The following is a 24,393-nucleotide window of genomic DNA, read 5'->3' as shown; positions in this document are numbered from 1 at the left end:
TCAACGGATGAGTCTGAAGCGAGACGTGTGAGGCGTCGGTTACGTCACGCGATGTCGCGTTTCTTCGTGATGAAGGTACCCACCGCGCCCGCTACCACGGCATACGCGATCAGCACCACCGCGCCCACCCAGCGGGGCGGGTTGCCGGGCAGATCGGTGCCGGAGACCATCAGCTGCGACGCCAGTGACGGGATCGCCACCTGGAGCTCCTGGAACCAGTCGCCCCAGCGGTCACCGATCACCGCGAAGATCGTCGTGGCGCCGAGCGAGCCGATCACGTACACGAGGCTCAGCGTGATGGTGGCGCCGAGCTGGCTGCGGATCAGGATGCCGAACCCGACCCCGAGGATCGCCCAGAGCGCGTACGCGAGCCCGTTGAGCCCGATCGCACTCCACACCGCGCCCTCGCCGAGCTGGGAGGCGGTGTCGAGCGAGGTCAGCACGAGCGGCGTCACGATCAGGTTGATCAGCGTGGTGACCACCCAGAACAGCACGCCGAACACGACGCCGGCGCCGAGCTTGGCGAACACCACCGACTCCCGGCGCGGGGTCAGCAGGAACGTGGTGGTGGCCGTCTGGTGGAAGAACTCGCTGGTCGACAGGATCGCGGCGAGCAGCATCACCATCAGCAGGCCGAAGAACTGGCCGTTGGTGTAGAGGTTGGCCGCCACGTTGACGACGTCGGCCGCCGCCCGGATCTGCTCGACGTCGTCGCCGCTCATGTCGGTGGTGTCCATGTCGAGCAGGGTGTACGTGGAGAGCCAGTTGAAGCCCAGCGTCAACGCCCAGAGCACGAGCGAGATGAGCCCGAAGACCCACCACGTGCTGGTGGTACGGATCTTGAGAAGTTCGGCCCGGAGCAGTCTCATCGGATTCCCGCCTTTCCGGCCGTCAGCTGCAGGAAGACCTGTTCCAGGTCGGCCTTCTCGGCGGTGAGCTCGTGCAGCTCCACGCCGGCGGTGAACGCGATGTGCCCGATCCGGGCGGTGTCGAGGCCGCCCACCGACAGCGCGCCGTCGGTCAGGGCCTGCACGGTGGCCTGGGCTTCACCCAGGGCGGCGGTGAGCTCGGCGGGCTGCGGCGTGCGCACCCGGACGAGTCCCGCGCCGCCGGCCATCGAACCCAGCACGTCGCCCACCGGGCCCTGCCGGACCAGCTTGCCGGCCGCGATGATGACCACGTCGTCGGCGAGCTGCTGCATCTCGGCCAGCAGGTGACTCGAGACGAGGACGGTACGACCCTGGGCCGCGAATGCCTTGAGCAGGTCACGCATCCAGCGGATGCCCTCGGGGTCCAGTCCGTTGGCGGGCTCGTCGAGGATCAGCACCTGCGGGTTGCCCAGCAGCGCCGCGGCGATGCCCAGCCGCTGCTTCATGCCGAGCGAGTAGCCCTTGAACTTGCGCTTCGCCGCCGGGGTCAGCCCGACCCGGGCGAGCGCCTCGTCGGCGGCCTCCTTGGGCAGGCCCGCCGCGGTCGCGATGATCCGCAGGTGGTTGCGGCCGGTGCGGCCCTTGTGCGCGCCGGATGCCTCCAGCAGCGCGCCGACATGCCGGATCGGCTCGTCGAGGTCGTTGTAGCGGACGCCGGAGAACGTCGCGCCGCCCGAGCTCGGCTGGACCAGCCCGAGCATCATCCGCAGCGTGGTGGTCTTGCCGGCGCCGTTGGGGCCGAGGAAGCCGGTGACCCGGCCGGGGCGCACGGTGAACGAGAGGTCGTCCACGGCCCTCAGCTGCTTGTACTGCTTGGTGAGATGGGAGACCACGATCTCCCCTGAACTGCCCGTCAAGTTCCCGTTCCTCCCCGTAGCCTGGTGGATCAAACTACCGGGTCGGCGCCAGGTCAGCGGCCCGGTACGCGCGCTCGGCGTTCATTCATCCGTCATCCGGTGCCACCAAGCGCGACACGCCGACGGCAGCCACGGCCGTTACACAGGTCACATGACGGTACTCATGACCGCTGTCGCACCCACCGGGACCAGCGGCTATACCCTCCTGATCGCGGACCGCGCCGATCAGGTCGAGGCGGCGCAGCGGCTGCGCCACGAGGTCTTCGCCGGCGAGCTCGGCGCGAGGCTGCACGGTGCCACCCCGGACGGCCGGGACGTCGACGAGTTCGACGACTTCTGCGACCACCTCATCGTCCGTGACGACACGACCGGCGCGGTCGTGGGCACGTACCGGATGATGACCCCGAAGGGCGCCGAGCGCGCCGGCCGGCGCTACGGCGACGGCGAGTTCAACCTGAGCGGCCTGCGCCCGCTGCGCGACCAGCTGGTCGAGACCGGCCGCTCCTGCGTGCACCCCGATCACCGCTCCGGCGCCGTGGTCAACCTGATGTGGGCCGGCCTGGCCCGGTATCTGCACCTGAACAACCTGCGCTGGCTGGGTGGTTGCGCCTCGGTCCCGCTCGACGACGGTGGGCACACCGCCGCCGCGGTCTGGGAACGGGTCCGGGCGAAGCACCTCTCACCGCCCGCGCTGCGGGTCCAGCCGCGCCGGAACTGGCTCGCCGGGACGTCGCTGACCGGCGACCCGAGGATCCAGCCTCCGCCGCTGCTCAAGGGATACCTGCGGCTGGGCAGCTGGATCTGCGGTGAGCCCGCCTACGACCCGGACTTCAACTGCGCCGACTTCTACGTGCTCTTCTCCATGGACCGGATGGACCCCCGTTACCGCCGCCACTTCCTGGGAGCGACGCGATGATGTGGCGACCTGTTTCCGAATGCGGGGACCAGTGCCGGCCGGGCGGGGACGCCACCGTGCCGCACGTGACGAGGCTGGTGCGTCTGGCGGCCGCTGCGGTCGTACTGATCAGCGGTGTCTTCCTGGTGTTGCCGCTGCGTGGTGCCGCCCTGCGGACCATCGCCCGCGGTCTGCTCGCGGCCATGGGGGTGAAGCTGGTGTGGCGTGGCCCGGCGCCGCGTCCGGGCAGCCTGCTGGTCGCGAACCATGTCTCCTGGCTGGACGTGCTCGCGTTGCTCGCGGTGACGCCGTCCCGGGTGATCGCCAAGAGTGAGGTCGCCACCTGGCCGTTCGTGGGCCTGATCGCGCGCGCCGGCGGGGCGATCTTCCTGGACCGGTCCCGGCCCCGGCAGCTGCCGGCGGCGGTGGCCGAGGTCGCCGCGACGCTGCGGGCCGGTCACTCGGTCGCGGTCTTTCCCGAGGGTACGACGTTCTGCGGCACCGAACGCGGGCGTTTCCGGCCCGCGGTCTTCCAGGCCGCGGCCGACGCGCGGGTGCCGGTCGTGCCGATCTCCATCCGGTACGGGTCGCCGTCCGCAGCGTTCGTCGGTGACGACACGCTATGGTCCTCGGTACGCCGGGTGGTCGCCCTGCGCGGACTCACCGTGACGCTCGTCGGGGCACCCGCGCTGATCCCCGAACCGGGCGCCGACCGCCGGGTGCTGGCCCGGGCCGCCCAGGCCTCCGCCGGGGTGCACGCGGTGCGATTCGGCCTCGCCGCTTAGCGGGCTCACAGAAAACTTTCAGGCACTGTGCAGCAAGAGCGCAGCGACCTGCGTGAAGATGGACCCTATGGCTACACAGACCCAGGCAAAGCAGAGCGAAGCAAAGCTGCTCGTCGTCGAGGACGACGCGAACATCCTCGAGCTGCTCTCCGCCAGCCTGCGTTTCGCCGGGTTCGACGTCAGCACCGCGACCAGCGGCAGCGCCGCGGTCACCGCGGCCAAGAACGCCACCCCCGACCTCGTGGTGCTCGACGTCATGCTGCCCGACCTCGACGGTTTCGAGGTGATCCGGCTGATGCGCGAGGGCGGCGCCCGGACCCCGGTCGTCTTCCTCACCGCCCGCGACAGCACCGACGACAAGATCCGGGGGCTCACCCTCGGCGGCGACGACTACGTCACCAAGCCGTTCAGCCTCGAGGAGCTCACCGCCCGGATCCGGGCGGTGCTGCGGCGCACCTCGGCCGGCGACGAGGAGCCCTCGCGCCTGGTCTTCGCCGACCTCGAGCTCGACGAGGAGACGCACGAGGTCTATCGCGCCGGCCAGCGGGTGCAGCTGTCGCCGACGGAGTTCAAGCTCCTGCGCTACCTCATGCTCAACGCCAACCGGGTGCTCTCCAAGGCCCAGATACTCGACCACGTGTGGAAGTACGACTTCCGGGGCGACGACAACATCGTGGAGTCGTACATCTCCTATCTGCGGCGCAAGGTGGACAACGTGCAACCGCGCCTGATCCACACGCTCCGCGGCGTCGGGTACGTGCTGCGCAAACCCGCGGCCTGAGCCCCGGTGGAACTCTCCGAACGGGTCCGCGGCCACGTCCCCCTGCAGACCGGGCTGCGCCGGGTGTCGCTGCGCACCAAACTCGTGGCGTCCGTGCTGGCCCTCGTCTTCGCCGCGCTCACCCTGATCAGCGCGGCGAGCACGTACGCCCTGCACAACTACATGATCGGCCGGCTCGACGCGCAGCTGGAACAGTTCACCAAGGCGTTGCAGAGCCTCAAGTGGAACCAGCAGGTGATACTGCCGGCCGACTACTACGTCTTCGCGACCTCGGTCGACGGCGTCGGCAGCCCGGACGACCTGTACTACGACGCGAGCCTGGGTGCCGAGCAGCTCCCGCCCCTGGTCAAGGGGCTCGCCGACGTCAACCGGCACCTCAACGCCGCGTACACCGTCGTTTCGCCGGACAACTCCGTGCACTGGCGGATGCTGATCACCTACCAGGACAACGGCACGGTGCTGCACGTCGCGCAGCGGCTCGTCGGCATCGACGACGCGATCACCCGGCTGGTCTGGGTCGACATCCTGGTCGGCGCCGGGGTGCTCTTCGCCCTGGCCGCGGTCGGCGCGGCGATCGTACGGCAGAGCCTGATCCCGCTGGTGCAGATCGAACGCACCGCGGCGTCGATCGCGGCCGGTGACCTCACCCAGCGGGTGCCGGATCCCGAGCCCGACGAGGGCGAGCCGCAGACCGAGCTGGGCCGGCTCTCGCGGGCACTGAACGCGATGCTCGCCCAGATCGAGACCGCGTTCACCGCCCGGGCGCTCTCCGAGACCGCCGCGCGGGCAGCGGAGTCCCAGGCCAGGGACGCCGCCGAGGCGGCACAGGCGTCCGAGGCCCGGGCGGTGCGCTCCGAGGGCAAGATGCGGCAGTTCGTCGCGGACGCTTCCCACGAGTTGCGTACGCCGCTCACGTCCATCCGTGGGTTCGCCGAGCTCTACCGCCAGGGCGCGGTCACGAGTCCCGAGGACACCGCCAAGCTCGTGCGGCGCATCGAGGACGAGGCGTCCCGGATGGGCCTGCTCGTCGAGGACCTGTTGCTGCTCGCCCGGCTCGACCGGGAACGCCCGGTGACGCTGGCCCCGGTGGAGCTTCCTGTGCTCGCGCTGGACGCCGTGCAGGCGGCCCAGGCCGTCGCGCCGGAGCGCAAGATCGAGCTGGAGGTCCGCGATTCGCCGGAGAAACTGGTCGCGTACGGCGACGACGCCCGGCTCCGGCAGGTCATCGGGAACCTCATGACCAACGCCCTGGTGCACACCCCACCGGAGGCGTCGGTGTCCCTGACGCTGTCCACCGCACCGGGCAACCGGGCGGTCGTGGAGATCGCCGACACGGGTCCCGGGTTGAGTGCTGAGCAGCGCGAACACGTCTTCGAGCGGTTCTACCGGGCGGACGAGGCGCGAACCCGCCGCACCGACCGGCAGGCCACCGGTACGGGTCTCGGGCTCGCCATCGTGGCCGCCATCGTCCGGGCCCACCACGGCACCGTCGAGGTCATCAGCGAGCCGGGCAAGGGTGCCGCGTTCCGGGTCACGCTGCCCGCTCTCGTACCGGATGAATCCTGACCTTCCGGGCACTCCGCCATTCACAGAAAACATCCAGGAGTAACACAGGTCAGTCGGAGCGCCCGGGGGCAATGTTGTGGACATGAACGAGTACGAGACCAACCCGCAGCGGCACGAGGACTCCTCGCCCGAGGAGCAGTCGCACCGGCCCGCGGAAGCTTCCCACGAAGGCAGCAGCCCGGCGCGGGGGACGTCCGACGACACGGTGCAGCAGGCGGCATACCAGCCGGCCCCCCAGTCGCCGCCCGCCCAGCCCGCCGTGTCCGCCCAGCCCAGCCCCGAAGAACCGGTGACCGGCCAGCCCCTGTCCGGCCAGCCGGGCCAGCCCTACCCCGGGCAGCCGTACCCGGGCCAGCCGCTCTCCGGTCAGCCCTACCCCGGTCAGCCCGGCCAGCCCTACCCCGGTCAGCCGTCGCACCAGCAGCCCGGCCAGTGGCTCGGGTCGCCGTGGCAGCGCGGCGGGCAGCAGCACCCCTACCCGGGTCAGCCGCAGCCCGGATACGCCGGCTACCAGCCCCAGCCCCAGCCGCAGATCTCCGGTCAGCCCCAGTACCCCGGCTTCGTCCCGCCGGCCGGCGACCAGCAGCAGTGGAACGGCACCCCGCAGGCCGAGACCCCGATCTGGGCCACCTCGGTCGGCACCGTCGAGCAGCGCGACCCGGCCAAGGCCGGCCGGGGTCGCAAGATCTTCGTGGCCGGTGCGATCGCGGTGCTGATCGCGCTCGCCTCCGGCGGTGTCGGCGCGGCCACCGTGCTCGCGTTCGACGACAAGGGCAGCTCCACGTCCGTGCTGACCGGCAACTCCGACGTCACCCGGGTGGTCGACCGCTCCTCGCTCGCGCAGATCGTCTCCGCGGTCAAGGACAGCGTCGTCTCGATCACCACGGAGAGCGGCGAGGGTTCCGGAGTCGTGCTCAACTCCGACGGCTACATCGTCACCAACAACCACGTCGTCGCCACCGCGCAGGGCAAGACCGTCACGGTCATCTTCGCCGACGGCAAGAAGGCCGAGGGAACCATCACCGGCACCGACCCGCGTACGGATCTCGCGGTCGTCAAGGTCAGCGATGTCGCCAACCTCAAGCCCGCCACCCTCGGGTCCAGTGCCGACATGCAGGTGGGTGACACCGTGCTCGCCCTGGGCAGCCCGCTCGGCCTCGAAGGCTCGGTGACCGAGGGCATCATCAGCGCCAAGGACCGCACGATCCAGTCCAGCAGCGAGGAAGAGCAGCAGGAGCAGCAGGCCCCGCAGAACCCGTTCGGGGGACAGCAGCAGCAACAGCAGCAGTCCACGGCCGGCACCACGTCGATGTCCGGCCTGCTGCAGACCGACGCCCCGATCAACCCCGGCAACTCCGGCGGTGCCCTGGTCAACACGAACGGCCAGGTCATCGGCATCAACTCGGCGATCGCCACGTCGGGCTCGAGCTCCGGCAACATCGGCCTCGGTTTCGCGATCCCGAGCGACAAGGTCAAGACCGTGGCCGAGTCCCTGATGAAGGGTGAGAAGGTCAGCCACCCCGCGCTCGGCGTCAGCGTCGCCGAGGCCGAGGGCGGCGGCGCGCAGGTCAGCCAGGTCACCGCGAACAGCGCGGCGGCCAAGGCCGGCCTCGAGCAGGGCGACGTCATCAAGACGGTGAACGGCAAGGTCGTCAACGACTCCGACGACCTGGTCGCCATCGTGCAGGGCGGCAAGGTCGGCGACACGATCTCCATCACGTTCACCCGTAACGGCCAGGAGCAGACGGTCAACGCGACGCTCGCCGAGGCCGCCTGAGCGACGTACCGGCACCGCTCGGGCCATCGAGCGGTGCCACCTCCCCGGATGCGGTGGGAGGGCGGGGCCAAGGGGGTTGGTCCGGCCCACCCACCGCATCCTTATGTCCACTCTGTGCGATATCTCCTGGCGGACGCCAAAATGGGGGCTCGCCTTGAGGCCGGTCGACCGCCTAGTCTCCATTCGCTATAGCGGAGTGGAAGGCCGACCCGAGTGACTTACGTCGATACCCGGACCAGCGTCTGGGAAGCCCTGGCCGGACGCGCGCCAGGCGAACCGCTCGGACCCGCCGACCCCGAACTCTGGGGCGCCGTCGTCGACCGGCTCAACCCGGCACGGGCCCGCCCCGTGCTGCGTCCCGGCATCGAAGCCGTCGGGCTGGACAGCGCGCGGGGAAACACGTACGTGATGCTCCGCTCGCCGGACGACGGCGGCCGCGCCTGCTACCTGCGGCTGACTCCGGACGAGTGGCAACTCGCCCTGATGATGGACGGCTCGCACACGGTCGCCCGGCTGGTCGCCGAGTTCGCCCGCCTCGCCGGCCGGCTCGCCCCGGACCAGGTCCGCCGGGTCGTCGCCGACCTCGCCGCCAACGACATGCTCGACGACCTGCCCCTCGAGGCGTTCCGTCCGGCGCGCAACGACGCCCGGGCGCCGCTGCCCGAACGGGTCGGCCGGGGTGTGCTCGCCGCCGCCCGGGGCCGCCGGGCGCTGGTCGTCGGCGTCGACCCGCTGATGACCCTGCTCTACAGGGCCGGCGGCCGGCTCTTCTTCGGCAGGGTCGCCGCGATCGTGCTGTCCGTGTTCGCGCTGACCGGCCTCGGGATCTTCGCCGTCACCTGGTGGCGCGGCAGCCAGTCGATCTTCCTCAGCGACAGTTCCTACCTGCTCGGCGCGCTCGTCCTGGTCCTGCTCAACGTCGTCGCCGTCGGCTGCCACGAGTTCGGTCACGCCATGGCGGTCAAACGCGCCGGACGCCGGGTGCCCGCCGCCGGGTTGTCCTTCTCGTACGGGATCCCGTCGGTCTTCGTCGACACCACCGACGCCTGGATGGCCGGACGACGGGCCCGGCTGCTCGTCACCGCGTCCGGACCCGCCACGGCACTCGTGCTGGCCGGCTCGCTGCAGCTGATCGCCCTCGTCGTGCCCGCACTGGGCCCGCTGGCGTTCAAGCTCGCGTTCCTCTGGTATCTCAACGTGCTGTTCCACGCCAACCCGTTCCTGCCCCTGGACGGCAGCTACCTGCTGATGGACTGGCTCGAGATCCCCGGGCTGCGCGGGCGGGGGCTCTCCTGGATGTCCGGGCGGCTGCGCGGCCGTACCCCGGGATGGGGTGCGCTCGACCGGGAAGGCAAGATCGTCGCGCTGTACGGGGTGCTGGCGGTGCTCTGGGTCGTCGTCGCGGTGAACGTCGCGTACCGGATCTGGGCCGATCGCATCTCGGGTCTGGGCACCGGGCTCTGGAACGATGGGATCGGCGGGCGTCTCCTGCTCCTCGCGATCCTGGCGGTGCTCTGCGCGCCCCTGATCCGCCTCGGGTTCGCCCGGCTGGCCCGCTGGTGGCGGCGGTTCCGGCTGAAGGCGGCCGAGAAGCGTCGTGAGGACGACCTGCCGCGCCGGCTCGCCGCGCTGCGCAGCTCGGATCTCGGCGGTCTGCCGGAACCCGAACTCGCCGGCCTGGCCGCCCGGGCCCGCTGGCTGCGACCGGCGACCGGCACCCAGATGGTCGTCTCCGGCACCGCCCAGCAGGCCGTCTACGTCGTCGTGGACGGTGCCATGCAGGCCCGTAAGCCCGGCGACCCCGGCGGCACGGTCCGCCACCACGTCGGCGCGGGTGGCATCGTCGGCCTCGCCAACGCGCTCACCGGCCGCTCGACCGCGCTGGACTGGCACACCGCCGGCACCACCCTGCTGTCCGTGCCGACCGCCACCGTCGCGGCCGTCATCGGCCCGCTGCCCGGCCCGCCGCCGGCCGACCGGGCCGAGGCCGAGGCGCTGTTCGCCGACACCCCGGCGCTGTCCGACCTGGCCGGGGACGAGCGGCTCGCGCTCATCGCGTCCGCGCACCCGCTCGACCTCGAACCCGGTGAGCCGGTCATGCTCGACGGCCCCACCCACGCGGTGGTGGTCGACTCCGGCGTGATCGCGATGGCCGACGGCACCGAACTGCGCCGCGGCACGCTCATCGGCCCGGTCGGCGACGGCAACCCGGGAATGGTCGCCCAGACCCGGACCCCGACCCGGCTCTGGGTCATCCCCGACGCCTCCGACCTGCCGCCGCTGGTGGGGGACCCGCATCACGTACCCGGTGGACCCGGTTCCGGAGCCGGGGCCGGCGTGTACCCGCCGCTGGCAGCACCGCCCGGACCGCCCGAGGGCATCGAGAACCCGGACGCCGACCGTGGCTTCGAGCGCCGTATGTGGCTGCTGGTCGTGTTCGTGCTCATCACCGCGCTGGTGCTGACCGGCCTCAACTTCCGGTCCGGTCCGGCGTGGGCGGAGATGGCCGCCGACCGGGCCATGCTCACCGCGGACAAGGGCACGATCACCGCGACCGTGGAAGGCGCCAAGGTGACCGTCGCCGCGGGGGGCCGGCGCTACCTCGAGCAGGGCGCCAGCCTGGAGATCCCGGCCGGTGCCTCGGCCCGCCTCACGTTCCAGGGCGGTTCGGCGGTGCTGATCTGTGCGAGCACCGAGGTCGAGATCGGCGAGCTCGGCACCCGGACCGGCGGTGAGCGGATCCCGCACGCGGCGCTGAGCCTGCGCGGTGGGCGGGTGCTCGCCGACACCGGCAGCACCAGCGGGGCCTACGAGCCGCTCGTGCTGAGCGTCAAGGGCACCGCCGGCGAGGTCACCAACAACGGTGCCGCCTGGTTCGCGGTGGACCCGAGGGCGGTCAGCGTCGCCAGTGGCCGGGTGTACCTCGCGGGCACCCCGGCACCGGTCGACGTGTCGTCGCTGAGCTGCGGCGACGGCGAGAAGGTGGAACCGCCGGCCGGATCGCCCAGCCAGACCCCGAGCGACGAGCCGTCCGAGGACCCGGTCGTGCCGGACCCGGTCGTGCCGGCGCCGTCCGAGTCGGTCCCGGCCTCGGTGGCGCCGTCGATCACGCCGGACGCGACCACGGATCCGGAGGAGACCACGGATCCCGAGGAGCCGGCGGAACCGGACGAGCCGGATGAGCCGGACGCACCCCGGCCGACCACGAACCGCCCGACCACGCGGCCCACGACGGCCCCGGTCACCACCCGGCCCACGACGCCGGCCACCACCGCGCCGACCACGACGCCTCCGGCGCCGCCGCCCGCGACGACACCGCCGACCACCACGCCGCCGCCGGAGTCGACCCAGTCGGCGTCCGGCGAGGCCTCGATCTCGTTCTCGGTCCCCTCCTCGGACGGGACGGATTGATCGGCGCCACGCTATGGACAGAATAAGTTAAGAGTCTTAATAATTGGGCCACTGTCGATATAACGACGTGGAGGCCATCCCCATGCGCCGATCCCCCTTCCCCCGCTCGGTAGCCCTGTCGGCCGTCGCGATCCTCGCGGCGGCCGGCTCCGCTGTGTACGTGGCGTCGTCCGCCAGTGCCGCCGTCGCGTGCGCCACCCCATGGAGCGCGACCGCCGTCTACACGAACGGCAACAGCGCCTCGCAGTCCGGCCACAACTACACCGCCAAGTGGTGGACCCAGAACGAGAGCCCGGCCACGCACAGCGGCCAGTGGGACGTCTGGGCCGACCAGGGCACCTGTGGCGGCGGAACCACGCCACCGCCGACGACGACGCCCCCCACGACGCCGCCGACCACCCCTCCTCCCACGACCCCTCCTCCCACGACCCCTCCTCCTACCACCCCGCCGCCCTCTTCCAACCTTCCGAAGCACGCGTTGATCGGGTATCTGCACTCGAGCTTCGCCAACGGCTCGGGCTACGTGAAGATGGCGGACGTACCGGCCGACTGGGACATCATCAACCTGGCGTTCGGCGAGCCCACGTCGGCGACCTCGGGTGACATCCGCTTCACGCTCTGCCCGGCCGCGGAATGCCCCGGCGTCGAGTCGGAGGCCGCGTTCATCGCCGCGATCCGGGCGAAGCGCACGGCGGGCAAGAAGGTGCTGCTCTCCATCGGCGGCGCCAACGGCCAGGTGCAGCTCACCACCACCCAGGCCCGCGACACGTTCGTCAGCTCGGTCAGCGCGATCATCGACCGGTACGGCCTGGACGGTGTCGACATCGACTTCGAGGGCCACTCGCTGTCGTTGAACACCGGTGACACCGACTTCAGGAACCCCACCACGCCGGTGATCGTGAACCTGATCGCGGCGCTGAAGTCCCTCAAGGCCCGGTACGGCGCCGGCTTCGTGCTCACCATGGCACCGGAGACGTTCTTCGTGCAGCTCGGCTACCAGTACTACGGTTCCGGCCCGTGGGGCGGCCAGGACCCGAGGGCGGGCTCCTACCTGCCGGTCATCCACGCCATGCGCAACGACATCACGGTGCTGCACGTCCAGGACTACAACAGCGGGTCCATCATGGGCCTGGACAACCAGTACCACAGCATGGGCGGCGCCGATTTCCACATCGCGATGACCGACATGCTGCTCGCCGGCTTCCCGGTGGCCGGCAACACCGCCAACGTGTTCCCGGCCCTGCGCGAGGACCAGATCGCTTTCGGCGCACCGTCCTCGGTCAGCGCGGGCAACGGCTACGTCGCCCCCGCAGGCGTCCAGCAGGCGGTGACCTGCCTGGTCAAGGGCACGAACTGTGGCGGGTACACGGTCCGCAGCGGCACGAACCCGAACTTCCGCGGCCTGATGACCTGGTCGATCAACTGGGACAAGTTCTACGGCTACGAGTTCCAGAACTCCCACGAGCCGTACCTCAACGGTCTCGGCTGATCGATGATCTCCTCCGGGGCTACGGCTTCGGAGGAGATCCAGGGCGTGGAACGATGAGGGGTATGCAAAGCCCGGTCGCATTCGTGCTCGGCGGAGGAGGGGTCCTCGGCGCCGTACAAGTCGGTATGCTCCGCGCCCTGTTCCGCGCGGGCTATCGGCCCGATGTCGTCGTCGGCACCTCGATCGGCGCGGTCAACGGCGCGCTCGTGGCCGCCGACCCCACCGAGGCGGTCACCAACCGGCTGGTCCGGCTCTGGTCGTCGCCCGAGGCCGCCGAGGTCTTCGGCGACAGCATCGCGCGCCAGGTCCGGCGGTTCGCGGCGCGGACCCATCTGCACTCGCCCATGCCGCTGCGCCGCCTGCTCATCTCCGAGCTCGGCGAGGACATGGACTTCGCCGGCCTCAAGGTGCCGTTCCGCTGCTGCGCGGCCAGCATCGAACGGGCCGCCGAACACTGGTTCGACAGCGGCCCGCTGGTCGATGCGGTCCTCGCGTCCTCGGCGGTGCCGGGTCTGCTGCCCCCGATGGAGATCGCCGGCGAGCACTTCGTCGACGGCGGCATCGTCAACTCGATCCCGATCAGCGAAGCCGTCCGGATCGGCGCCAAGCAGATCTTCGTGCTGCAGGTCGGCCGGATCGAACGGCCGCTGACCGTGCCCCGCCGCCCGTGGGAGGTGGCCCAGGTCGCGTTCGAGATAGCCCGGCGGCACCGCTTCGCCCGGGAGCTCGCGTCGCTGCCCGACGACGTACGCGTGCACGTGCTGCCCACCGGCGGCGGCGAGAGCCGTGACGACTCGCCCTGGGCCTATCGCGACATGGCGGCCGCCGGCCGGCGGATCAGCCGGGCGTACACCGCTTCCCGGCGCTATCTCGCGGCCAACGCCACCCCCGCGCCGGCCGACGGCGCCTGATGGTCCCGCCCCGCTGGATCCGGCGCCTCGTCATCGCGCCCCTCATGGTGGTCCTCGCCGTCGTCCTGGTCACCACCCTGCCGGTCTGGCTGCTGCTGGCGCTGGCCGCCTCGCCGCTGGTGCCGGGCCACCTGCGGGTCCCGCGCCTGGCGTTCCTCGCCGTCGCCTACCTCGTCTGGGACGCGGCCGCGCTGGTCAGCCTCGCGGTGCTCTGGGTGGCCTCGGGCTTCGGGTGGAAGATCCGCAATCCCACGTTCCAGCGCGCCCACTACGTGCTGACCGGCAAGTTTCTCGGCGCGCTGTTCTGGCTGGCCAAGTGGTCGCTGCACCTGACCGTCGACGTGGTCGGCACCGACCCGGACACCGGCATGCCGGGCCGCCCGGAGATCGTGGTCAGCCGCCATGCCGGACCGGGCGACTCGTTCATCCTCATCCACGGCCTGGTCAACTGGTTCGACCGCGAGCCCCGCATCGTGCTCAAGGCCACCCTGCAGTGGGATCCGGCGGTGGACGTGCTGCTCAACCGCCTGCCCAACCGCTTCATCTCCCCGGGCCGGCCGGGCAACGAGAACCTCGAGAAGACGGTCGGCGCGCTCGCCACCGGCCTCGACGAGAACGACGCCTTCGTGATCTTCCCGGAGGGCGGCAACTTCACCCCGCGACGCCGGGTCCGCGCCATCGCCTGGCTGCGCGACCGGGGCATGGCCGACAAGGCCGCCCGGGCCGAACGGCTCCGTAACCTCCTGCCGCCGAAACCGGGCGGCCTGCTCGCCGCGATCGACGCGGCCCCGGACGCCGGCGTGATCTTCGTGGCCCACACCGGGCTGGACCGCATGGTGACGGTCTCCGACGTCTGGCGTGAGCTGCCCATGGACAAACAACTGGTCATGCGTTTCTGGAGCGTGCCGCCGGAGGAGATCCCGGCCGGCGAGGAGGAACGCGTCACCTGGCTGTACGACTGGTGGGCCCGTATCGACGCCTGGATCGAGGAGAACCGGCCCCGGCCCCGCCCGCTCGGCACCGACTGGACGGCCCGGCGGACCCCCGTCGGGTGATCGCGTCTTTCGCCCTCAGGGGAATCACTGGGCACCGCGCTGGTTATCGGTGAAGGTAGTGAGTGTCTGATACCGGGTCGGTGCTGCCGTTCCCCGGCCGGTGCGAGAGGGTGGGTCCCATGAGTTTTGACGAGCCAATGATGCGGTCGGGTGGCGGATCCTTTGACGACCAGGTCTTCGACCGGCTGCTCCGTGAACGCATCATCTTCCTCGGTAGTGAGGTCAACGACGAGGTGACCAACCGCATCTGTGCGCAGATGCTGCTGCTGGCCTCCGCCGACAGCGAGAAGGACATCGCTCTGTACATCAACTCGCCGGGCGGTTCGATCAGCGCCGGCATGGCGGTGTACGACACGATGCAGTACATCAAGAACGACGTGGCGACGATCGCCATGGGCATGGCGGCCTCGATGGGGCAGTTCCTGCTCTGCGCCGGCACCCCCGGCAAGCGTTTCGCGCTGCCGCACGCCCGGGTGATGATGCACCAGCTCTCCGGCGGCATCGGCGGCACCGCGGCCGACATCGCCATCCAGGCCGAGAGCATGCTGCACATCAAGCAGGTCATGAACGAGCGGATCGCTTTCCACACCGGGCACACCCCGGAGGAGATCGGCCGCGACTCCGACCGCGACCGCTGGTTCACGGCCCAGGAGGCCAAGGACTACGGCATCGTCGACCACGTGATCGCGAAGGCGGCCGACGTGCCGAGCACGTCCGCGCTGGTCTGACACGTTCACCGGCGGGCGCACGGGCAACCGTGCGCCCGTTTGTGTGCTCTCCGCGTCCTTTGGGTATAGCCGTCGTATCCCCGAAGGTTTGAAGGAGGTGCTGACGTGAGGATTCCTACATTCTCCCGGCAGTCCGACACCACCACGGAAACCACGGACCGTGCGCCGGTCGCCGCACGCACCGATACCGCACCAGCCGCTGACGGCCGCACCACGACGGTCATCACGAAGCAGCGCGAGACCAAGCCGCAGGACGACACCACCGCGAGTCTCACCCCGGTGGCGCCCGCTCCGGTCCGCACCTCGCCGCCTCCGGCCCCGCCGGTCCAGACCCGCCCGGCCCAGACCCCTCCGGTCCAGACCCGCCCGGCCCAGACCCCTCCGGTACGGGACGCCGACGTCAAACCCGACACCGTGCCCACCATGCCTCCGGTGGTCGCCGGCCCGAAGCCGAGGGCCAGCCTGCTCGCGATGCTCGGCCTGATCACCGGTGTCGTCGCCGCCCTGCTCGTGCTCTCCGGGCCGCTGCTGGGCTACGGCGTCGGTGTGGCCGGCCTCGCCCTGCTGCTCTCGCTCGGCGGCATTCACGGGACCCGCAAGCGGCACGTCGCCGGCAAGACCGACGCCCTGATCGGCATGGCGCTCGCGCTCGGCGCGATCGTCGTCGGCGTGCTGGCACTGACCGGCTCGCTGTCCTGGCTCGGCACCGACATGCAGCCGGTCACCAGCCTGCGAGAGTGGCTTGACACACAGTTTGTCGATCGCTTCTGACGGGTATGAGACATATACCGGAAGCGATACGCCTCCGGTACACCTCGGAACCGGGCCGGCCAGCAGCCGACCCGCCCCGAGAACCTCCGGCGGTTCGCTGGAAGCGCGGAAACGCACCGAACGGCGATCATCGTCGCCCGGCTCGGGGTAAAAACCGCAACGTTGTGCGGGGGCGGCGGTTCGCCGCCCCCGACGCATATCCGGGCCCGGTCGACCGGCCTCCCGGCGCGAAAACAACAAATCGCCGGTCCACCGGCTCACGACGCAACGAATCGTCGTCGGTGCGCAACGGTGATCTAGGTCCTACGCAGGGGTTTCCCGCATAGCGTTGGCGCCATGACGACCGCTGCCGCCCGCCGCTATCTGATGTGCCGGCCCACCCACTTCGCCGTCACCTACCGGATCAATCCGTGGATGGATCCGACGGCCCCGTACGACACCGCCCTGGCGATCCGTCAGTGGGAGAACCTGCGGCAGACCTTCCTCGGCCTCGGCCACACCGTCGAGCTGATCGACCCGCTGCCCGGCCTGCCCGACATGGTCTTCGCCGCCAACGGCGCCACCGTCGTCGACGGCAAGGTCTTCGCGGTCCAGTTCCGGGACGCCGAACGCGCCGACGAGGGACCGGCCTACAAGGCGTGGTTCGAGAACGCCGGTTTCGACGTCACCGACTCCAAGAACACCAACGAGGGCGAAGGCGACATCCTGCTCGCCGGCGAGGTGCTGCTCGCGGGCACCGGCTTCCGCACCGCCCACGCGGCCCACGCCGAGGCCCAGGAGGTCTTCGGCCGCCCGGTGATCACGCTGCAGCTGGTCGATCCCGCCTACTACCACCTCGACACCGCGCTCTGCGTGCTCGACGAGCGCAACATCGCGTACCTTCCGGCGGCGTTCTCGCCCGGATCCCAGGCCGTGCTGCGCCGGCTCTTCCCCGACGCGGTCATCGCGACACCCGAGGATGCCGAGGTGTTGGGGCTCAACGCGGTCAGCGACGGCCGTACCGTGGTGCTGCCGGTCCAGGCCACCACGCTGACGGCGGCCCTGCAGGCCGCCGGATACCAGACCGTCGGGGTCGATGTGAGTGAGCTTCGCAAGGCCGGCGGCGGACCGAAGTGCTGCACGCTGGAGGTGCGATCGTGACAGACATCGATATGCGTACGCCGGGAGCGCTCGCCGACGCCGAACGCTGGACGGCCCACAACTACCACCCGCTGCCCGTGGTGATCACCGACGCCGAGGGCGCCTGGGTCACCGACGTCGACGGCCACCGCTACCTGGACTTCCTCGCCGGATACTCGGCGCTCAACTTCGGTCACCGGCACCCGTCCCTGATCGCCGCCGCGCACGCCCAGCTCGACCGGCTCACGCTGACCAGCCGGGCGTTCGTGCACGACCAGTTCGCCACGTTCTGCCGCGGCCTGGCCGAGCTCTGCGGCAAGGACCTGGTGCTGCCGATGAACACCGGTGCCGAGGCCGTCGAGACCGGGATCAAGGTCGCCCGCAAGTGGGGATACCAGGTCAAGGGCGTGCCGGACGGGCAGGCGGAGATCGTCGTCGCGGGCGGCAACTTCCACGGCCGGACCACGACGATCATCAGCTTCTCCACCGACGAGGACGCCCGAGCCGATTTCGGCCCGTACACCCCGGGCTTCAAGATCGTGCCGTACGGGGACCTGGCCGCGATCACCGACGCCGTGGGACCGAACACGGTGGCTGTCCTCCTGGAGCCGATTCAGGGCGAGGCCGGCGTGCTGGTGCCCCCGGCGGGCTACTTCGCCGGCGTGCGCGAGTTGTGCACCACCGAGAACGTGCTCCTGATCGCCGACGAGATCCAGTCGGGCCTCGGCCGTACCGGCAAGACGTTCGCCATCGAGCACGAAGGCGTCGTCCCGGACATGTTCCTGCTCGGCAAGGCCCTCGGCGGCGGCATCGTGCCGGTCTCCGCGGTGGCCGCGGACCGCGCGGTGCTCGGCGTCCTCAAGCCGGGCGAGCACGGTTCGACGTTCGGCGGCAACCCGCTGGCCTGCGCGGTCGGCTCGAAGGTGGTCCGGCTGCTGAGCACCGGCGAGTTCCAGCAGCGCTCGGCCCAGCTCGGCACCCGGCTCCACGAGGGCCTGACCGCGTTGATCGGACACGGCGTGGTCGCTGTCCGGGGCCGCGGTCTCTGGGCCGGCGTCGACATCGATCCCGCCCTGATGACCGGCCGCCAGGCCGTCGAGCGGCTCGCGGAGCAGGGCATCCTCGCCAAGGACACCCACGGCTCCACGATCCGCCTCGCCCCGCCGCTGGTGGTCACCGAAGCGGAGGTCGACCAGGCGCTGGCAGGTTTGGCCGCGATTCTCCCCGGGAAATGACTCACCCGTTGAGGGGTGTTACGGCGGTCTCTTGAGGGGTTGAGAGGTTGTCAACGGGCTCCCGAGCTGACGCTCGGGGGCCCGTCGCCGTTCCACGGCCACACGTTTCGTCAGTGGTTGAACTTGCGCATGGCCATCGTCGGGGCCTCGCCCATCACCGAGTGGGGCTGGGTCACGCCGCCGGTGCTCCAGAGTTTGGAGCGGCCGACGTGGACCTGGGCGTAGAGCTCGACCACGTCGTTGGGGGCCAGCGTGCGGGTCTCGTCGCGGTGCAGGGTGACGCGGTCGTCGTCGTTGGGGGACCCGTTGGGGCGGATGCCGGTGCCGTTGGTGCTGACGTCCTGGGCGCTGAGCTCACCGCTGCGCAGGGCCAGGCGGACGTGGCCGCGGCTGATCCATTTGCGGGCGTCGTCGGTCAGCCACTGGCCGAGCATGACGCCACCGCCCTCGGGCGCGCGGCCGACCACGACCGGGTTCTCCGTGGAGACCACGAAGCGTTTGCGGACGATGCCGTCGATGCGCACCGACATGACCTCGACGGCCGGGCGGGGGCCCGCGTCGCGCAGGCGGGCGCCGTGCCGGGGGCAGGTCGGGACGCCGGCCCGCAGGGCGGGCGGCGGCTGGGAGACCGGGCTGGCGGTCTTGCGCATGTCGGCGAACGGGCTGTCCGGGTCGCCGCCGGAGCCGTAGGCGCTGCAGTTGGGGTCGGTGCATCCCCAGACGCGCGAGAGCAGCTTGCGTCCCATCGGGGAGGGCTCGGCCACCGCGGGGATCTCACCGCGGCCGACCCGGGCGACCAGCACCGGGCCGCCGGCACCGGGCACGGCGGCGAGCATCCGGCCGGGCTCCTCGACCCAGGGGCGGCGGTCGCGGAACTGCTCGGACCGGGCCCGGGTGAGCACCGGCAGCCCGAGCAGCTCGGCGACCTCGAGCACCCGGTCGTCGACCTGGGGCACGACCTCGACCACGCCGTCGTCGGCCCAGCGGCGCACCACCATGCGTTCGTTGGAGGTGAGATCGGCGTCGGAGAGCAGGCCACGCGGGACGACCGCGTAGACCGGGACGTTCTCCTCCGAGACGTGCCGGCCGAGCGCGTCGATGACCAGGCCCAGCCGCAGCATGCTGGCCGGGCGACCGCCGTCGAGGTCGGCCCAGCGCACGACCTCGGCCAGGTCGAGCACCGCGCGCGCGAGGGCGGGATCGGTGGTGAGGCGGCCTTCGATAGCGTCGAGGACCTTGCTGACCTCGAATCTCATCGTGGCCTCCCCTTTGGTACGCGTGTGCGGCTGACCGGGCAATCATGCCGTCTGAGGGCGGGTCGTCGCCAACCGGCTGTGGATAACGTGACCTGTAACCACTCAGAGTCACGGCATGTTGCGTCCGGTGATCGCGATGCCCATCGATCGGGCGACGCTGAATGTCGCACCACTTCGCTACGGTGGGCGCCGACATCGAGGACAACGGGGGATCTCCATGAGGGTTCGACGGCCGGCAATCGCGGCTCTGGCTCTGGTCGCTGCTCTGGGACTGGCCGGCTGCGGTCCCGAGGAATCCGCGTCCTCCTCGGGCGCGGGCACGAGCGCCACCGGTGAGAAGGTCGCCGAGCAGGCCTCGGCCGAGACCGAGCTGGCGAGCGCGGTCAAGAAGCTCAACGAGAACACCATGAAGGTCGACATGAGGATGGCCGGCGCCCTGAGCATGAGCGGCGTGGCCGACGGCAGGACGGGCAACTCCGAGATGTCGGTCGACATGGGCTCGGCCGGCTCCGGGTCCACGATGAGCATGCGCAAGATCGACGACGACATCTACCTGAAGATCGGCGGCGACCTCGGCAAGACGCTCGGGGCGAGCTCCGGCGGCAAGGAATGGATGCACCTCGACGCCGCGAAGCTGGGCGCGGGCAGCAGCCTCAACTTCGGCTCGAAGGACGACCCGGCGGGCGCCAAGGTGCTGCTCGACGCGGTCACCGGGGTGGAACGGGTCGGCGACCACGACTTCAAGGGCACTCTCGACCTGACCAAGTCGCCGCGTTACAACCAGGACAAGGAGAGTCTGGCGGCCCTCGGCGACAAGGCCACCAACCTGCCCTTCACCGCCAAGACGGACACCGAGGGCCGGCTCACGGAGCTCGCCATGGACATGAGCGGCCTGGGCGCCGGTGCCGGCGAGATGACGACGAAGTATTCCGACTTCGGCACCGAGGTGTCGGTCGAGGCGCCGCCGTCGTCGCAGGTCCAGGAGATGCCGAGCTCCCTGTCAGGCATCCTCAACGCCTGACTCACGCGGGGGTGCGCACCGGCCTGCGGTCACCGTCCGATGTGGGCTTCGTTTGCGCTCGATGGAGATCGGGCATTCCTGTCCTGAACGGTCGCCACCCCCGGCGGCCGGCCGGCAGGAAGGATCCACATGCGGACGCCACAATCGGCCGGGCCACTGTCGGCCGGGCTTCTCCCGGTCGAGCACCACCGCGCCGAACTCCGCGGGGCCGGATCACCCACGGCCGGATCACCGTTTTCCGGGGCGCCGTTCTCCGGGGCGCGGGTTTTCCGCTCGCGCTGGGCCGGGCTGGGGGTCGCCTCCATGGCGACCGTCGCGCTCGCCGTGGGCGGCTGCTCCGCCCAGGGTGGGGCCACCCCGACGGCCGGTTCGTCGGCGAGCGCCGGCACGTCGGCCGGGGCTGACCCGTCGACCGGGACCGGCGCGTCGACGGGTGCGTCCGCGGCCACCGGTGCCGCCGACCCGGCCGCCGCGTCCGCGCTGGCCGCGGCCGCCGTGAAGCTCGGTACGACCAGTTACAAGGTGAGCCTGACCTCGGGATCCGGGCTCACGATCGCGGGCGCGATGGACGCCCCCAACGGGACGGGCACCGCGACCCTGACCGCGACCGGTCCCAACACCGAGATCCAGGTCAAGACGCTGCTGGTCGACAAGGACCTGTACCTCAAGGTCCCGGGCATCACCAAGGGTGACACCTGGACCCACGTCGACGTGTCCCGGCTGCCCGAGGGTGCCAACGTCGGTCTGCGACCCGGCCAGATCGACCCGGCCAACACGTCGCAGCTGCTGACCGCGACCACGGACGTCCGGTCGGCCGGCTCGCTCACCTACGAGGGCACGCTCGACCTGACCAAGGCCGCGGGCGTCGCCGGCATCGACCAGAAGATGGTGCAGACCTGGGGCAGCCAGGCCGAGAACGTCCCGTTCACGGCCGGCCTCGACGACCAGGGCCGCCTGTCGGCCATGACGATCCAGCTCCCCGCGGTGAACGGCCAGCAGGCCCAGCCGCTCGAGGTGCTGTACACCGATTACGGCACCACGGTCGACGCCAAGCGGCCGGCCGCCGGCGAGACCACCGAGGCGCCGGACAACCTGTACACCAGCCTCGGAGGCTGACTCCGGGACCTGGCACCGAACAGGCCGAGGGGCGGGAATCGCAGCGTCGCGATCCCCGCCCCTCGGCCTGTTTGGGGTGCCGGGCTGCGGGTAGCGTTGCTGGACGTGCCAGAGGGACACACCATTCACCGGCTTGCCGGGATCCATCGGGAGTTGTTCGCCGGGCGGGTCGTCGCCGTCGACAGTCCGCAGGGGCGGTTCGCCGACGGCGCCACGTTGCTGGACGGACGGCGGGTCGCCGACACCGAGGCGTACGGGAAGCATCTGCTGCACCACTTCGACGGCGAGCTCACTCTGCATGTCCATCTTGGGCTGTACGGGAAGTTCGCCGACGGGCCGCGACCCGCTCCCGACCCGGTGGGGCAACTGCGGATGCGGATGATGAGCGACGCCCACTGGCTGGAGCTGCGCGGGCCGACCGCGTGTGAGGTGCTCACGCCTCCGGAGGTGGCCGCGCTCCGGGCCCGGCTGGGTCAGGACCCGCTGCGGGACGACGCTGACCCGCTCCTCGCGTACGGAAAGATCGGCCGCGGTTCGAAGCCCTTGTTCGCCCTGTTGATGGACCAGACCGTGGTTGCCGGGTGTGGGCTGATCTACGCCAACGAGGTGCTGTTCCGGGCCGGGCTCGCCCCGACCACGCCGGGGCGGGCGATCAGCTTCTCGCGGTGGCAGGAGATGTGGGACGACCTGCGGGCGCTGATGAAGGAAGGCGTGGTGCGGGGGCGGATCGACACCGTGCACTCCGACCACACGCCGGAGGCCATGCGCCGGGCGCCGCGAGTGGATCGGCACGGCGGTGAGGTGTACGTCTACCGTCGGCCGGGCCAGCCGTGCCTGGTGTGCGGCACGGCCATCGTGCGTGGATCGATGGCCGGCCGCAATCTCTACTGGTGCCCGGTCTGTCAGCCCTCGACCTGACCGCGCGGGTCAGGACGGCGGTGCGGCCGGCTGCTCGGACGGGGTGACCGTCGGTGCGGCGGAGGCCGGCGCCGACGGGGCCGGTGCCGGGGGGATCTCCGGCAGGCCGAGGGTGTAGCGCTCCTGGAGCCAGGGCACCAGCGTCTCGTAGGCCTTGATGGTGTCGGGCTGACCGAAGTCGTGGGACAGGACGATCGAGCCCGGCTTCGTGTTGTCCTGGACGCTCTTGATGACCCGGTCGACGTGGGTCTTGTCGTCCTCGTCCTTCGGGTGGTCCCAGTCCGCCGGGTCCACCTGCCAGTACAGCGACACCATGTCGTCCTGGTAGGCGGTCTGGACCAGGGCGTCGCTGAAGTTGCCGCCCGGCGCGCGGAAGAACGGGATCTCTGCGTTCGGCACGGCCGCCCGGATGGCCTCGTTGGTGCGGCTCAGGTCCTCGCGCATCTTGCGGGGCTTGAGTTTGCCGATGGTCAGGCTGTGGTTCCAGGTGTGGTTGCAGAGGGTGTGCCCGGCCGCCACGATGTCGCGGACGATCTCGGGGTGCTTGGTGACCTGCTCGCCGACCAGGCAGAAGACCGCTTTGACCTGGTACTGGTCGAGCAGTGCGAGGATCTTCGGCGTCTGGACCGGGTCGGGGCCGTCGTCGAACGTCAGGGACACGGTGTTCGTGCCGGTGACGCGCAGGGACTGGCCGGGGCCGTCACCCGGCGGCACGAGGATCACCGGCGTGGTGGGGGTCGCGGCGGCCGACGCGGGAGGTGCGGCCGGTGCGGTGGTGGCCGCGGCTGCACCGGTCGGTGCCGGCTGGGCGGGGGCCTGGGCTCCCGCGGAGGCGGGCGGCGCGGGCTTGCCGGCGTCGGCCACCGGCTTGGCGGCGGTTTCGGGCTCGGTGGCCTTGTTCTCGTCGTCCTTGGCCTTGGGCTTCGTCGTCGTGATCACGGTGCCGTCGGCGGCGACCGTGGTCACCTCGGTCTGGGTGGCGCGTTGCTGGACCGGGACGCCGATCAGCAGGACGCCGACCGCGACCAGGGCGGCGAGCAGGGCCTGCTGGCGGTGGCGGCCGATGAGCAGCCACGATTCGATCGGCAGGGTGCCGGGGGCGCGGTGCGAGCCGGTGACCGGGGGCTTGCCACTGTCGGCGCGGGCCCAGTCGCGGACCGCGCCGGCCGCGTTGCGGACGCCCGGCAGCGGACGCACCGTGATGGCGAGCTGGTCGCCCTGCTTGGCATGCCGGCTGCGACCCGCCTGCCCACTGCGACCCGCCTGCCCACTGCGAGCCGCCTGGCCACCGCGACCCGCCTGCCAACTGCGAGCCGCCTGCTCACCGCGAGCCGCCTGCTCACCGCGTGAGGAGGCCTGGTCGCGGGGGAGCTGGCCGCCGGTGCGGGAGCGGGGGGAGAGGTCGAGGGAGGTGCGCCGGCCGCCGGCGATGCGGGGCGGGGACGGGCGCAGGGTGGTCGCGTCGGCGAGGGACTCGGGGCGGCGGTGGCGGCCGAGGGAGGTCTCGCCTTCGAGGACCTCGAGATGCGGGAACCCGCCGGTGCCCCCGGTGAGGGCGCCGCTGACGGCGGCCCGGGACGACGGGGCAGCGGGCGAGGGTGCGGAAGGCCGCGCAGAGGATGAGGAGACCCGGCCGCGGGACGCCGAGGCGGCCGAGTGACGGGGGCCGTTTCCGGTCGCCGTACGTTTGGGGGGTTGCGGCGGCATTCGTCATGGATACCGTGCCGCTTGATCAAAGACGATACCGTTATTGTGCTCTATTCATCACTTGAG

General features: G+C 71.1%; 20 protein-coding genes. 16 read left to right on the top strand and 4 right to left on the bottom strand.

Translation table 11 applies throughout. From position 1 onward, the window contains the following. Window positions 1–44 precede the first annotated feature (44 nt). Complete coding sequence (locus ACIA6A_RS05650; RefSeq protein ID WP_396096187.1) at window positions 45–869, bottom strand: ABC transporter permease; 825 nt, start codon at window positions 867–869, stop codon at window positions 45–47. Next, window positions 866–1,786 carry an ABC transporter ATP-binding protein gene (locus tag ACIA6A_RS05645; RefSeq protein ID WP_396096186.1) on the bottom strand — a complete coding sequence of 307 codons (921 nt, stop codon included), beginning with the start codon at window positions 1,784–1,786 and terminating at the stop codon, window positions 866–868. Before ACIA6A_RS05645 ends, ACIA6A_RS05650 begins: the two co-directional genes overlap by 4 nt. A gap of 151 nt (window positions 1,787–1,937) precedes the next feature. Between ACIA6A_RS05645 and ACIA6A_RS05640 the strand changes: the two genes are divergently transcribed. The 13 genes from ACIA6A_RS05640 to rocD all read left to right on the top strand — a co-directional run bounded on the left by ACIA6A_RS05640 (window position 1,938) and on the right by rocD (window position 18,309). Further along, the gene (locus ACIA6A_RS05640) at window positions 1,938–2,702 is read left to right on the top strand and encodes a GNAT family N-acetyltransferase (protein ID WP_396096185.1); all 765 of its coding nucleotides are present in this window, start codon (window positions 1,938–1,940) and stop codon (window positions 2,700–2,702) included. Window positions 2,703–2,767: 65 nt separating this feature from the next. Continuing rightward, window positions 2,768–3,466 carry a lysophospholipid acyltransferase family protein gene (locus ACIA6A_RS05635; RefSeq protein ID WP_396096184.1) on the top strand — a complete coding sequence of 233 codons (699 nt, stop codon included), beginning with the start codon at window positions 2,768–2,770 and terminating at the stop codon, window positions 3,464–3,466. Window positions 3,467–3,533: 67 nt separating this feature from the next. Beyond that, on the top strand, window positions 3,534–4,247 hold the full coding sequence (locus tag ACIA6A_RS05630) for a response regulator transcription factor (RefSeq protein WP_396096183.1): 714 nt from the start codon (window positions 3,534–3,536) through the stop codon (window positions 4,245–4,247). Window positions 4,248–4,253: 6 nt separating this feature from the next. After that, on the top strand, window positions 4,254–5,813 hold the full coding sequence (locus ACIA6A_RS05625) for a sensor histidine kinase (protein WP_396096182.1): 1,560 nt from the start codon (window positions 4,254–4,256) through the stop codon (window positions 5,811–5,813). An 82-nt stretch (window positions 5,814–5,895) separates the two neighbouring features. After that, window positions 5,896–7,590: a trypsin-like peptidase domain-containing protein gene (locus ACIA6A_RS05620; RefSeq protein WP_396096181.1), complete on the top strand. Its 1,695-nt coding sequence runs from the start codon at window positions 5,896–5,898 to the stop codon at window positions 7,588–7,590. A 213-nt stretch (window positions 7,591–7,803) separates the two neighbouring features. Next, entirely contained in the window at window positions 7,804–11,001 is a 3,198-nt protein-coding gene (locus ACIA6A_RS05615) for a cyclic nucleotide-binding protein (protein WP_396096180.1), read from the top strand. Window positions 11,002–11,083: 82 nt separating this feature from the next. Then, entirely contained in the window at window positions 11,084–12,490 is a 1,407-nt protein-coding gene (locus tag ACIA6A_RS05610) for a chitinase (RefSeq protein WP_396096179.1), read from the top strand. A 62-nt stretch (window positions 12,491–12,552) separates the two neighbouring features. Next, window positions 12,553–13,401: a patatin-like phospholipase family protein gene (locus tag ACIA6A_RS05605; protein ID WP_396096178.1), complete on the top strand. Its 849-nt coding sequence runs from the start codon at window positions 12,553–12,555 to the stop codon at window positions 13,399–13,401. Next, the gene (locus ACIA6A_RS05600; protein ID WP_396096465.1) at window positions 13,398–14,456 is read left to right on the top strand and encodes a 1-acyl-sn-glycerol-3-phosphate acyltransferase; all 1,059 of its coding nucleotides are present in this window, start codon (window positions 13,398–13,400) and stop codon (window positions 14,454–14,456) included. The genes ACIA6A_RS05605 and ACIA6A_RS05600 overlap by 4 nt, the downstream gene beginning before the upstream one ends. A 119-nt stretch (window positions 14,457–14,575) precedes the next feature. Beyond that, window positions 14,576–15,184, top strand: coding sequence for an ATP-dependent Clp protease proteolytic subunit (locus tag ACIA6A_RS05595; protein WP_396096177.1), 609 nt, complete (start codon window positions 14,576–14,578; stop codon window positions 15,182–15,184). 105 nt (window positions 15,185–15,289) lie between these two features. Then, on the top strand, window positions 15,290–15,955 hold the full coding sequence (locus ACIA6A_RS05590; protein ID WP_396096176.1) for a hypothetical protein: 666 nt from the start codon (window positions 15,290–15,292) through the stop codon (window positions 15,953–15,955). Window positions 15,956–16,291: 336 nt separating this feature from the next. Continuing rightward, window positions 16,292–17,095, top strand: coding sequence for a dimethylargininase (ddaH, locus tag ACIA6A_RS05585; protein WP_396096175.1), 804 nt, complete (start codon window positions 16,292–16,294; stop codon window positions 17,093–17,095). Window positions 17,096–17,106: 11 nt separating this feature from the next. Then, window positions 17,107–18,309, top strand: coding sequence for an ornithine--oxo-acid transaminase (rocD, locus tag ACIA6A_RS05580; protein ID WP_396096464.1), 1,203 nt, complete (start codon window positions 17,107–17,109; stop codon window positions 18,307–18,309). 110 nt (window positions 18,310–18,419) lie between these two features. Here the strand turns inward: rocD and ACIA6A_RS05575 are convergent, their stop codons facing one another. Further along, window positions 18,420–19,565: an FHA domain-containing protein gene (locus ACIA6A_RS05575; protein ID WP_396096174.1), complete on the bottom strand. Its 1,146-nt coding sequence runs from the start codon at window positions 19,563–19,565 to the stop codon at window positions 18,420–18,422. 217 nt (window positions 19,566–19,782) lie between these two features. On the opposite strand from ACIA6A_RS05575, the gene ACIA6A_RS05570 reads away from it, so the two are divergent. From ACIA6A_RS05570 to ACIA6A_RS05560, 3 genes are all read left to right on the top strand, one after another. Then, window positions 19,783–20,586, top strand: a complete 804-nt coding sequence (locus ACIA6A_RS05570) for a hypothetical protein (protein ID WP_396096173.1) — start codon at window positions 19,783–19,785, stop codon at window positions 20,584–20,586. 129 nt (window positions 20,587–20,715) lie between these two features. After that, complete coding sequence (locus tag ACIA6A_RS05565; RefSeq protein WP_396096172.1) at window positions 20,716–21,702, top strand: hypothetical protein; 987 nt, start codon at window positions 20,716–20,718, stop codon at window positions 21,700–21,702. A gap of 105 nt (window positions 21,703–21,807) precedes the next feature. Continuing rightward, the gene (locus tag ACIA6A_RS05560) at window positions 21,808–22,620 is read left to right on the top strand and encodes an Fpg/Nei family DNA glycosylase (RefSeq protein ID WP_396096171.1); all 813 of its coding nucleotides are present in this window, start codon (window positions 21,808–21,810) and stop codon (window positions 22,618–22,620) included. A gap of 9 nt (window positions 22,621–22,629) precedes the next feature. Here the strand turns inward: ACIA6A_RS05560 and ACIA6A_RS05555 are convergent, their stop codons facing one another. Then, window positions 22,630–24,327: a polysaccharide deacetylase family protein gene (locus tag ACIA6A_RS05555; protein WP_396096170.1), complete on the bottom strand. Its 1,698-nt coding sequence runs from the start codon at window positions 24,325–24,327 to the stop codon at window positions 22,630–22,632. Window positions 24,328–24,393: the final 66 nt, after the last annotated feature.

Origin of the sequence: Actinoplanes sp. NPDC051494 (genome assembly GCF_044454705.1) — a bacterium.
GTDB lineage: Bacteria > Actinomycetota > Actinomycetes > Mycobacteriales > Micromonosporaceae > Actinoplanes.
The sequence above is the reverse complement of the archived record's forward strand: the minus strand, read 5'-3'. Positions and strand labels throughout refer to the sequence as shown.